This is a genomic window from Butyricicoccus pullicaecorum DSM 23266 (assembly GCF_900167005.1).
In the GTDB taxonomy this organism is placed as follows: Bacteria; Bacillota; Clostridia; order Oscillospirales; family Butyricicoccaceae; genus Butyricicoccus; species Butyricicoccus pullicaecorum.
In genome coordinates this window covers 58977-70892 of sequence record NZ_FUXW01000002.1, presented here as the reverse complement: position 1 = coordinate 70892, position 11916 = coordinate 58977, and the positions used below count along the sequence as shown (strand labels likewise).

Annotated in this window: 8 protein-coding genes; 1 reads left to right on the top strand and 7 read right to left on the bottom strand. The window is 55.1% G+C overall.

Going from position 1 to position 11916, the window contains the following annotated elements; all coding sequences use genetic code 11:
* Positions 1-95: 95 nt before the first annotated feature.
* The 7 genes from glgA to B5D52_RS04355 form a co-directional block, all read right to left on the bottom strand.
* On the bottom strand, positions 96-1523 hold the full coding sequence (gene glgA / locus B5D52_RS04385) for a glycogen synthase GlgA (RefSeq protein WP_016146377.1): 1428 nt from the start codon (positions 1521-1523) through the stop codon (positions 96-98).
* Positions 1524-1662: 139 nt separating this feature from the next.
* Complete coding sequence (gene glgD, locus B5D52_RS04380) at positions 1663-2790, bottom strand: glucose-1-phosphate adenylyltransferase subunit GlgD (RefSeq protein WP_016146376.1); 1128 nt, start codon at positions 2788-2790, stop codon at positions 1663-1665.
* 17 nt (positions 2791-2807) lie between these two features.
* Positions 2808-4019 (bottom strand): glucose-1-phosphate adenylyltransferase, encoded by a 1212-nt coding sequence (locus B5D52_RS04375; protein ID WP_016146375.1) that lies wholly within the window; start codon positions 4017-4019, stop codon positions 2808-2810.
* Positions 4020-4121: 102 nt separating this feature from the next.
* Complete coding sequence (gene glgB / locus B5D52_RS04370) at positions 4122-6194, bottom strand: 1,4-alpha-glucan branching protein GlgB (protein ID WP_040332579.1); 2073 nt, start codon at positions 6192-6194, stop codon at positions 4122-4124.
* A 215-nt stretch (positions 6195-6409) separates the two neighbouring features.
* Positions 6410-7666, bottom strand: a complete 1257-nt coding sequence (locus B5D52_RS04365) for a competence/damage-inducible protein A (RefSeq protein WP_016146373.1) — start codon at positions 7664-7666, stop codon at positions 6410-6412.
* Positions 7667-7780: 114 nt separating this feature from the next.
* A complete protein-coding gene (gene thiI, locus B5D52_RS04360; protein WP_016146372.1) occupies positions 7781-8947 on the bottom strand; it encodes a tRNA uracil 4-sulfurtransferase ThiI in 1167 nt (388 codons plus the stop codon).
* Positions 8948-8968: 21 nt separating this feature from the next.
* Positions 8969-10099 (bottom strand): cysteine desulfurase family protein, encoded by a 1131-nt coding sequence (locus tag B5D52_RS04355; RefSeq protein ID WP_016146371.1) that lies wholly within the window; start codon positions 10097-10099, stop codon positions 8969-8971.
* 361 nt (positions 10100-10460) lie between these two features.
* On the opposite strand from B5D52_RS04355, the gene B5D52_RS04350 reads away from it, so the two are divergent.
* Entirely contained in the window at positions 10461-11735 is a 1275-nt protein-coding gene (locus B5D52_RS04350; protein WP_016146370.1) for an adenylosuccinate synthase, read from the top strand.
* Positions 11736-11916: the final 181 nt, after the last annotated feature.

Below are 11916 nucleotides of genomic sequence, written 5' to 3'. Positions count from 1 at the left end.
GGTCTTCGCGGATCGATCTTCGCAAAAACACGCTCTGGCGAAAGCAGGGGCTGCCCGGTTTTCCGGCACAGCCCCGCAGGCTCTCTTCTATCATATCAAATCGCTTGATAGACCTCAACATATTTTTCGGCAGATTTCGTCCAACTGAAATCGGTTTCCATACCGCCCTTCATGAGCTTCTTCCAAGCCTTCGGATTGTAGCGATACACTTCACACGCCTCGCGCACGACATGGAGCATGTCATGGGCGTTATAGCTGAAGAAGGTAAAGCCGTTGCCCGTGCCCAGATAATCGACGAATGCGGTTACCGTATCCTTGAGGCCGCCGGTCTCGCGGACGATCGGAATGGTACCGTAACGCAGCGCGATCATCTGCGCCAAGCCACACGGCTCGGTCTTGGACGGCATCAGGAACATATCGGAACCGGCATAAATCTTATTGGCCAGCTCACCCGAGAACAGGATAGATACCGAAATCTTATCGGGATGACGGCGCTTGGCCTCGAGGAACATCTGCTCGTACCGCCAGTCACCCTTGCCCAGCACGATCAGCCTTACATCGTCCTGTAGGATATCGTCCAGCACAGCTTCGACCAGATCCAGACCCTTCTGGTCGGTCAGTCGGCCAATCATGCCGATAACCGGCGTATTCTCGTCGCCTTCCAGTCCGCACAGCGACAGCAAATCGGCCTTATCTTCCTTCTTGCCTGCCATCCGGCTCGGGGTATAGTGCTTGGCAAGTGCCGGGTCGGTCGCCGGATTGAACGCCGTCATATCGATACCGTTCAAAATACCGTGCAGCTTATAGCTGTTATTGCGCAGGATGGAATCCAGTCCATGACCATAGTACGGCGTCTGAATTTCCTCGGCGTAGCTTGGGGAAACCGTTGTCACCGCGCCCGAAGCCAAAATCGCTGCCTTCATCAGGTTGACGTCGCCGTCCATCTCCATAAAGCCCGAGCGGAAATGTGCATCGTCAATGCCAAATACATACTCGAGCACGTCCCGGCCATAGCGGCCCTGGAATGCGATATTGTGGATGGTAAAGACCGTCTTGATATTGGCATAGTCCGGACGGCCGGCAAACATCAGGTTATAATAAACCGGCACAAGCGCGGTCTGCCAATCGTTGCAGTGGATGACATCGGGTTTCCAATCCAGGTCGGGCAGGATCTCGAGCACTGCCTTACTAAAGTATGCGAATCTTTCTGCATCATCATACTCGCCATACAGCTGGGTACGTGCAAAATAATATTCGTTGTCAATGAAATAATAAGTCACGCCGCCCTTTTCACAGTAGAAAATGCCGCAATACTGATTGCGCCAGCCCAGCTGGACGTATGCGTTTTTCAGATGGGTCATCTTCTCACGCCAGTTCTGGCCGATGGCACTATACAGCGGGCAGAATACGCGCACGTCATGGCCTGCGGCGGCAAGCGCCTCCGGCAATGCACCGGCTACATCTCCCAGTCCGCCCGTCTTGATAAAAGGCGCAACCTCCGAGCTGACAAACATAATTTTCATAATGGTATCCCCTCTCCAGAGAGTAGAAAGCGGGAGCTTCCCACATCGGACGCTCCCGCTCATATAAACGGTATCTAAGATAGAACATCCAGAACACAGTCTGAAAGATAAATATGGGCTGTCGACCCTGAAGTCACGCTTATACGACCGAACGCTTTGCGATAACGACCGGATAATTCTCGTGACCCATCATGGTACGGCCTTCACGGATGGTAACACCGCGGTCCAGCACGATGTGTGCCAGCGATGCACCGGACAGAACGCGGCCATTCTCCATGATGATCGAATTCTTGATCTCGGCATCCTTCTCAACCAGTACGTCGCGGAACAGAACCGAGTTGGTAACCTTACCCTCGATATGGCAGCCATCTGCTACCAGGCTGTCGCAAACCTCAGCCTGATCACCATAGTATGCCGGTGCTTCATCGTAAATGCGGGTGAAGATCGGACGGGTACGCAGGAACAGCTCGTTGCGGCAGTCCTTATCCAAAATGTCCATGTTTGCCTGGAAGTAATCCTTGGCATCAAAGACCTTGGTATTGTACTCGTTGAATACGTAAGCGCCGATGTTGCTGTCGTTGAGTGCACGGGTCAGCAGCTCACGCTCGAAGTGGATGCAGTTATGGGTGACACAATCTGCAATCAGGTGAATCAGGTACTGGCGGGACATGACATAAACGCCCAGTGCCGAATACTTGCACTTGCCGTCGTTGTTATCGCCAACGCGAATGTCAACGATCTCACGCTTGCGGTTGAGCTCACAGTAAGTCGTGAACGGATTGTCCGCAGACTTCTTGGTGACAACCATCGTGATATCGTTGCCGCCGTTCTCGTGTGCCTGTACGACTTCGCTGATATCGATATTTGCAATCAGGTCGCCGTCAGCCAGGACAACATAGTCTGCGCGATTCTTCTGCAGGTAATCGATTGCACCAGCCAGTGCGTCGATCTTGCCGCGGTACTCGCCGGTTACCAGCGGAGATGCCTTCTTCGAGTAAGAATACGGCGGCAGCAGGGTGATACCTGCGTTCTTACGGGACAGATCCCAGTCCTTACCGTTACCGACATGGTCGATCAGCGACTGGTACTTATCCTTCATCAGCAGGCCGATGCGGTAGATGCCCGCATTGACCATATTGGACAGCATGAAGTCCACAATGCGATAACGGCCGCCGAACGGAACTGCCGCCACCGTACGGTGGTCGGTCAGCTCGCGCAGGTCGTTATCGGTATCAAAAGCAATAATAAGGCCTAAAACATTTTTCATGGTTGCGTCCCCTTCTCTTATTCCTGATCGGGCAGATCCTCGCCTGCCATCTCCTTAGCGCCAAGCTTTGCGTTCTTACCGATGCGAATACCGGATGCGACAACAGCGACACCCCAGTCATCTGCTGCAACATCGCTCGGTGCTGCACCAACCGATGCGCCTGCGCAGATGTGTGCGTTCTCTGCAACGATCGCATAGCGTACCGATGCGCCCTTTTCAACCACTGCACCGGGCATCAGGATAGAATACTCAACCTTCGCACCCTTCTCGATCGTAACGTCCGAGAACAGGATGGATTCGGAAACGTCGCCATAAATCTCACAGCCCTCGGATACCAGCGAGTGTACAACCTTGGACTGCTTGCTGGTGAAGTGCGGGGGTGCACCGTTGTTGCGTCCGTAGATCTTCCAAGTATCGTCGGACAGGTTCAGGCCGGACTTGGGCGAGAGCAGATCCATGTTTGCCTCCCACAGAGACTCGATGGTGCCGACGTCCTTCCAGTAACCCTCGAAGCGGTATGCAACCATCTTCTCGCCTGCATTCAGCATAGCCGGGATGATGTCCTTACCGAAGTCGTTGGACGAAGCGGTGTTGTTCTCATCGTCGATGAGGTACTGGCGCAGCTTCTTCCAGCTGAAGATGTAAATACCCATGGAAGCCAGAGTGCTCTTGGGCTGCTTGGGCTTCTCTTCGAACTCGTAGATCGAACCGTCCTCACGGCAGTTCATGATACCGAAGCGGGAAGCCTCGTCGAGCGGTACGTCCATAACTGCGATGGTTGCGTCCGCGCCCGCCTTCTTATGATGCTGGAGCATCTTGTTGTAGTTCATCTTGTAGATGTGGTCGCCCGACAGGATCAGAACGTAATCCGGGTCGTACTCGTCCACAAACTCGATGTTCTGGTAGATTGCGTTTGCAGTACCCTTGTACCAGTCTGCGCCCTTGCCGCGCTGGTACGGCGGCAGGGTGTATACACCGCCGCGCATACGGTCAAGATCCCAAGTCTGACCGGAACCGATGTACGCGTTGAGCACGTGGGGCTCGTACTGGGTCAGTACGCCGACCGTGTCAATGCCGGAGTTAATACAGTTAGACAGCGGGAAGTCAATGATTCTGTACTTGCCGCCGAAGGGAACTGCCGGCTTTGCGACCTTTGTGGTCAGGACATACAGTCTGCTGCCCTGGCCGCCGGCCAGCAGCATGGCAACGCATTCTTTCTTTCGATACATGATTACTCTCCGTTTCTCCTCACTTATTTTTATATCCATATCCCTATCGTGCCGTCGCCTTGTGTCCGGCGGCATCGCGGAATGCGATCCGAACGAGGCGATTTACGCCTCGTCGGTCTTGGAAGCTCTGGTGCGGCGTGCCGATGCACGCGGCTTTTCGGTTTTTGCCTTCTCGTTCTTCTTGTCTGCCGTCTTGCTCTCGGCCTTGGCAACCTTGGTCGCCGGAGTGGCCTTTGCGCGGCGCGCAACGCGCGGCTTGCCCTTAAAGTACATGACAGACAGCGGTGCGATTTCCAGATCGATCAGATCGTCAAAACCGTGCATCTTGCCCGGTACCATCTTACCGGTCTCCTCATCAAGCACCTTATCCACGACAGAGGCTGCTGCCTTGGAGCGAACCTTGCCGTTCTTCACGCCCGATCCGCCGAACTTGACATCGTCCGAGGTGAAAATCTCCTCGTAAGTGCCCGGATACGGGACACCGATGCGGTAGCTCGGGTGATAAACGGGTGCAAAGTTGACCACGCAGATGAGGTCGGTGCCATCCGATGCGACGCGGCGGAAGGCGATGATATTATTACGATTATCGTCGTGCGAAATCCACTCAAAGCCCTGCCAGTCCATGTCGTTTTCCCACAGCTGCTTATTGGCAAGGTATGCTGCGTTGAGTGCCTTGACGTAGGTCTGCATCTGGCGATGTGCGTCGTAGTCGAGCAGCATCCAATCCAGACCGCGTGCCTCGTTCCACTCGGAGAACTGCGCAAACTCGCCGCCCATGAACAGCATCTTCTTGCCCGGGTGCGCCATCATGTAGCCATAGAGCGCACGCAGCGAGGAAAATTTATTTTCATACGGCTCGGGCATCTTGTCGATGAGCGAGCGTTTGCCGTGCACGACCTCGTCGTGCGAGAGCGGCAGGATGTAGTTTTCAGAGAAGGCATACATGAAGGAGAAGGTGATCTTATCATGCATGTCCTTGCGGAAGAACGGGTCTGCCGACATGTAGCACAGCATATCGTTCATCCAGCCCATGTTCCATTTGAAGTTAAAGCCCAGTCCGCCGACCGAACCCGGCTTGGTGACCATCGGCCATGCCGTGGACTCCTCTGCGATCATCATGACGTCCGGATGCTCGCTGAGTACCATATGGTTGAGCATACGCAGGAAGTCGACCGCTTCCAGATTCTCACGTCCGCCGTAGATATTGGGTCTCCACTCGCCCTGACGGTTGTAATCCAAATAGAGCATGGATGCGACCGCGTCTACGCGCAGGCCGTCGATGTGGAACTGCTCAATCCAGAACATTGCCGAGGAGAACAGCAGGTTACGTACCGACACCTTACCGTAATCGAATACGCGGGTGCCCCACTCCTTATGCTCCATCTTGAGCGGATCGGCGTACTCATAGAGGTACGAACCGTCAAACTCAACCAGGCCATGTCCGTCCTTGGGGAAGTGTGCCGGAACCCAGTCCATGATGACACCGATTCCAGCCTCATGGCACTTGTCCACAAAATACATGAGATCATGCGGCGTGCCATAACGCGAGGTTGCGGCAAAATAGCCGGTGACCTGATAACCCCAAGAACCGTCGAGCGGGTGCTCGGTGAGCGGCATGCACTCGATGTGGGTGTAGCCCATCTCCTTGACGTAAGGAATCAGCTCGTCAGCCAGCTGGCGGTAGGAATAGAAGTTTCCATCCTCGTGCCGCTTCCACGAGCCCATATGTACCTCATAGATGTTGACCGGTGCGGTGTACGGCAGGTGCTTGCCTCTCCAGTCCATCCAGCTGTTATCGTGCCATTCATAGCCTGCAAGATCAAAGGTCTTGGAAGCGTTAGACGGGCGTGTCTCCGAATGGAAGGCGTACGGGTCGGCCTTATCAAAGAACTGTCCGTCCTGCGTATGAACGGAATACTTGTACGAATCATATTGCTTGACACCAGGAATAAAGCACTCCCAAATGCCTGTTTCATCGCGCACCATTTTGTGCGCGTCGCGACTCCAGCCGTTGAATTCACCCATTACTGCAACTTCCACTGCATTCGGCGCGTAGACAGAAAAATAGTAACCTTCCTGACCATCACGCGTCTGCGGATGTGCACCCATGAATTCAAACGCACGGCAATCCCGACCGGATTGAAACAAGGCGGCATGCTCTTCTTTGGTTGTCATCCTTGTCTGCAAAGTCATGCATTCATCTCCCTCTAAAATGCGCGAAAATGCGCGATTTCCTCAGTATTCCAGAACTTCCCGTCGATCTTTGTCGTTTTTACACAGTTTCCGGCAGGCTAAAATCTGTTTTACTAGGTATAGTATACAACCGTAGCAAAAAAAAGTCCAGTGATATTTCGCTTTTTATGCAAACACTGGACAATTTTTATGAACTTTTAGCGTCCCTTTTGGTCACACTGACCTTCCGGAATCAAACGGCGCACCAGGTCGAGTGCTGTCGAAGCAGCCTGGTTGCGAACGCGGTCACGGCCAAGGCTCGACCGCATTTCCCGGGTGTGACATACGCCCCGGAAGCATACACTGATATAAACCAGTCCCACCGGTTTTTCCTCGGTTCCGCCGCCCGGTCCTGCAACCCCCGTGATACCAACGCCAAAGTCCGTACCCATCAGTTCCATCACCCCGCGCGCCATCTGTTCGGCAACTTCGGGTGAAACAGCACCTTTTTCAGCCAGCGTTTGTTCAGAAACGCCCAGCACCTTGACTTTGACTTCGTTGGCATACGAGCACACGCCGCCCTTATAATATTCCGATGCACCCGGCAGATCGGTGATGCGCTTGGACAGCAGACCACCCGTGCAGCTCTCTGCAACCGCCAGCGTCATGCCTCTTTCGCGCAAGCCATCTCCCACGACCTGTTCCAGGGAATCCACATCCACGCCGTACACGCTGTCGCCCAGCATGGATACCACCTGCTCGACCACAGGTTCCAGCATCTGCTCGGCCTGCTCGGGCGTGTCTGCCTTAGCAGTAACACGTGCGAAGCACTCGCTGGTCTTGGCATAGGGTGCGATGGTTGGGTTTTTCATCGAGGCCATCATGTCGTGCAGAATGGTCTCCATGGCCGACTCGCCCAGACCGAATACACGCACGTTGCGCGAGACAATGCAGCCGCCTGCCAGCTTGTACAGGTACGGCATCGCACGATACTTGAACATCGGTTCACACTCGCGCGGCGGACCGGGCAGCATGATGACGTGCGTGCCGTCAGCCTCAAACGCACAGCCTGGTGCGGTACCCCAGTCGTTTTGCAGCGGTACGCAGCCCTCTGGCAGCCATGCCTGCTTTTCATTGTTCGGCGTCATCTCACGGCCAATGTTATCAAAGAAAGCATGAATGCGTGCAAGCGCCTCCTGATCGAGCGCCATTTTCTTGCCAAATACCCGTGCCAACGTCTCCTTGGTCAGGTCGTCCAGCGTCGGCCCCAGACCGCCGGTCGTGATGATAATATCCGCACGCTCTTTAGCCTCTCGAATGACACGCTCCAGACGCTGCGGATTATCACCGACCACGGTCTGATAATAAACGTCAATGCCCAGCTCGGACAAGCCCTGCGAGATGACCTGGGCATCGGTATTCACAATGTCGCCGAGCAGAATCTCGGTACCGACTGCAATCAGTTCTGCTTTCATAGTGGGGTTCCTTCTTTCTCACGCCTGCGGCGCGGTACAATGTAACGATACTACAGCACAGTGCGCGCTACAATCAAATCTGCGTAAAATTTTGTTGGAAATGGTTGGAAATGATCAGACGATCACCCGCTCGGTGTTCTGTACTGCCTCATCTACCAGTGCCTCAACATCCAGATGCGACTCGGCTTCCAGAATCTTGGGCATCTTGGGCTTGGTATTCGGATGCTTGGGCGTGAAGACCGTGCAGCAATCCTCATACGGCAGGATAGAGGTCTCAAAGGTATCGATCTTGCGTGCAATCTGCACGATTTCTTCCTTATCCATGCCGATGACCGGACGGAAGACCGGCAGCGTCTCACAGACCGCATTGGTGACCGCCATCGCCGGCATGGTCTGGCTTGCCACCTGTCCCAGGCTCTCGCCCGTGATCAGGCCGCCGCACTCGTACTGAATGGCCAGCTTTTCGGCAATGCGCATCATAAAGCGGCGCATAATGAGCGTAAACAGCTCCTCATGGCACTTGTCGCGAATCTCTTCCTGAATCTTGGTGAACGGTACGACCAGAATGGGCATGCGGCCACAGTATGCGGTCAGCTTGCGTCCGAGCTCAAAGACCTTTTCCTTGGCGCGGTCCGAGGTGTACGGATAGCTGAAAAAGTGAATGCCGATCAGTTCCAGACCGCGCTTGGTCATCATATAACCGGCAACCGGCGAGTCGATACCGCCCGACAGCAGCAGGGCTGCACGGCCATTGGTGCCGACCGGCATACCGCCTGCGCCCTGTACCGGCCCCGGATGAACGAACGCATACTGGTCGCGAATCTCAAAGTGGATGGTCAGCTCCGGATGATGCATGTCCGGCTTCATATGCTTGTACTTCTCGGCCAGCTCACCGCCCAGATGCTGGGAAACCTGTACCGAGGTCATCGGGAAGCGCTTGTCGCCGCGCTTGGTCTCAACCTTAAACGACTTGGCATCGGCAATACGGTCGGCCAGGTAGGACTCTGCGGTCGCCTGCATGGATTCCAGCGTCTTCTCGCACACAGCTGCGCGGCAGATGAGCGCGATACCGAAAATCTTGAGCACGGCATCCATGACAGCGTCACCGTCTACGCCCTCGGGAATCTCAACATAAATAACCGACTGGCGCATGGTCACCGTGCAGTCACCGATATGCTTCAAGCGGCGCTTGATGTTGCCGAGCAGGCGGTCTTCGAACTTCTTACGGTTGAGACCCTTGAGCACGATCTCACCGCACTTGAGCAGCAATACTTCTTTCATAGAGGGATAATCCTTTCTTCTTTATCGTCTGAGCATGCGCACGCCCGCTTCCAATCCTTCCAGCAGCGCGTCCACGTCTTCTTTGGTGTTAAAGGGTGCAAACGAGATGCGCAGTGCGCTGTCGATGCGCTTTTTATCCAGTCCCATGGCGCGCAGCACCGGGCTTTCCTTGCCCTTCGAGCAGGCCGAACCGGCCGAGACAAACACATCCTTAGACTCGAGCACGCGCAGCATGACCTCGCTCTTGCATCCGGGCAGCGACAGATTGACGACATGGGGCACGTCTCCCTGTCCGTTCCACTGCACAAAATCAAATTTTGCATTTACCTGCTCGGTCAGGTAGTCCTTGAGCATGGCGACATGTGCAACGTCCTCGGTCATCTGCGCGGCACGCTCGCGGCAGGCTGCGGCAAAGGCTGCAATCTGCGGCATGGGTTCGGTGCCCGAGCGGAAGCCGCTCTCCTGACCGCCGCCCACGATGTACGGCGCGAGACGCACGTCGCGCTTCATATACAGTGCACCGATGCCCTTGGGTGCACCGATCTTATGGCCGCTGACGCTGAGCAGATCACAGTTCCACTTCTTAGGGGTAAGCGGCAGGCGGAACAGTCCCTGTACTGCGTCCACATGGAACAGTGCAGACGGGTTCTTGCGTTTCAGCGCGCGCCCGATCTCTGCAACTGGCAGAACCGTGCCCACCTCGTTATTGACCAGCATACAGGACACCAGAATGGTATCCTCACGCATGGCGTTTTCCATATCTTCGGCCAGAATGTGACCGTCCGCGGTCGGCTGGACGTAAGTGACCTCAAAGCCTTCGCTTTCCAGTCTGCGGCAGGCGTTCAAGGTCGCTGCGTGCTCGATGGCCGTGGTCACGATATGCCGTCCGGCATGGCGATTTTTACGTGCTGCACCGAAAATCGCGGTGTTGATGCTCTCGGTACCGCCCGAAGTAAAGTATGTCTCGGCAGCTGTGCCGCCCAGAACGGCTGCGACGGCCTCCCGGCTGTCCTTGAGCACCCGTGCAGCCTCAATGCCCATTTTATGCAGGGACGACGGATTGCCAAATTCCTCGCGCATCATGTGTACCGCTGCCTCGGCAGCCGCAGGCAGCACACGCGAGGTGGCGGCGTTGTCCAAATAGTGTATCATCTGATCGGAACCTCCTGAAAAATTCCCTGATTTTTTTCGATTGTACCCATTATACCATAGCCGGACTCTTTTTTTAAGCCCTTCTGTCGATTTCACCCGCTCGTTCTGCATACTGCGTGCTCCCGCACGAAACTCCTCGAATCACACGGTTTTCACCATTATTTCGCCCTTTCCTCCTCTGTTTTTTTGTCAAAATACGAAAATTTACACCCGTCCTATTGTACTGCGGACCCGATTGCGTTATAATATGGAATGTATGCCGGATGCGTTCCGGCATCGCAAAACCTGTATTCAATACCAAAGGATGGGATTTCTTCCCTTCCTGTTCATTTTTTCTATCTGTGAAAGGGGCTTTCTAGTTATGCCTGGCAAAGTAATCTTAGGCGCTCAGTGGGGCGACGAAGGCAAAGGCAAATTCATCGACATCTTTGCGGCACACGCCGATCTTGTGGTGCGCAGCCAGGGAGGCAACAACGCCGGTCATACGGTCGTTGTTGATGGTGAAAAGTACAAACTGCAGCTCATTCCCTCGGGTATCCTCTACCCCGACTGCATCAACATCATCGGCCCGGGCGTCGTCGTAGACCCGCGCAACATCCTGCGTGAGATCGACGGTCTGGCAGAAAAGGGCGTCAAGGCGGACAAGCTGTTCATCGACGCACGCTGCCACTGTATCCTGCCCTGGCACCTCGAACTGGATGCCCTGTCCGAAAAGGCTCGCGGCGGCGACGATATCGGTACCACCAAGAAGGGCATCGGCCCCACCTACATGGACAAGGCTGAGCGCATCGGTGTGCGCATGCACGACTTCATCGATCCCAACCGTTTTGAAAACGTGATGCGTGCAGCCTGCGCACGCAAGAACAAGGTCATCACCGGTGTTTACGGCGGTAAGCCCATCGACATCGAGGCCGTTCTCGAGGAGTACCGCACCTATGCAGAGCGTCTGCGCGCACATGTTCGTGACACCTCCATTCTGACCTACGAGGCCATCAAGGACGGCAAGTTCGTTCTGTTTGAGGGTGCACAGGGTACGCTGCTCGACCTCGACATGGGCACCTATCCCTATGTTACTTCGTCCCATCCGATTGCCGGTGGCTGCTGCATCGGTTCGGGTGTTGGCCCCTCTGCCATCACCGATATCATGGGTATCTTCAAGAGCTACACCACCCGCGTCGGCAAGGGTCCCTTCCCGACCGAACTGTTCGACGAGACCGGCGACTACATCCGCAACGCCGGCGGCGAGTTCGGTACAGTTACCGGTCGTGCACGTCGTACCGGTTGGTTCGATGCAGTTATCGCACGCTATGCCGTTCGCGTTAACGGTCTGACCGAAATGGTCATCAACAAGATCGACCCCCTGCGCGGTCTGCCCAAGCTCAAGGTCTGTGTCGCTTACGATCTGGGCGGCCAGCGCATCACCGAGTTCCCGGCAAACTTCGCCGACCTCGAGCACTGCACCCCGATCTACGAGGAGTTCGACGGCTTCGACGAGGACATCACCGCTTGCCGCACCTACGACGAACTGCCCCAGTCGGTCAAGGATTATATCTCTGCGCTCGAGCGCATCTGTGACTGTAAGGTCACCATGCTGGGTGTTGGCCCGGCGCGCGATCAGGTCATCACCATCGACTGATTGTAAAACATGCAAACAAACCGCTCCGTTTTTCGGAGCGGTTTTCTTTTTTCTCCTGTCTTGACATTCCCGTACACACATGTTATCCTTATCTCGTTCGTTATCGCCGGATAGCGGACTGCAAACGCTTGGATTCTGTATCGTAGGCCTTTGAAGATACAGAACGCCGGCGTTTTTATTT

What these genes read in the sequence shown, in the direction of transcription:
- glgA (WP_016146377.1), bottom strand. Translation starts at nt 1,523, where the DNA reads ATGAAAATTATGTTTGTCAGCTCGGAGGTTGCGCCTTTTATCAAGACG.
- glgD (WP_016146376.1), bottom strand. Translation starts at nt 2,790, where the DNA reads ATGAAAAATGTTTTAGGCCTTATTATTGCTTTTGATACCGATAACGAC.
- B5D52_RS04375 (WP_016146375.1), bottom strand. Translation starts at nt 4,019, where the DNA reads ATGTATCGAAAGAAAGAATGCGTTGCCATGCTGCTGGCCGGCGGCCAG.
- glgB (WP_040332579.1), bottom strand. Translation starts at nt 6,194, where the DNA reads ATGACAACCAAAGAAGAGCATGCCGCCTTGTTTCAATCCGGTCGGGAT.
- B5D52_RS04365 (WP_016146373.1), bottom strand. Translation starts at nt 7,666, where the DNA reads ATGAAAGCAGAACTGATTGCAGTCGGTACCGAGATTCTGCTCGGCGAC.
- thiI (WP_016146372.1), bottom strand. Translation starts at nt 8,947, where the DNA reads ATGAAAGAAGTATTGCTGCTCAAGTGCGGTGAGATCGTGCTCAAGGGT.
- B5D52_RS04355 (WP_016146371.1), bottom strand. Translation starts at nt 10,099, where the DNA reads ATGATACACTATTTGGACAACGCCGCCACCTCGCGTGTGCTGCCTGCG.
- B5D52_RS04350 (WP_016146370.1), top strand. Translation starts at nt 10,461, where the DNA reads ATGCCTGGCAAAGTAATCTTAGGCGCTCAGTGGGGCGACGAAGGCAAA.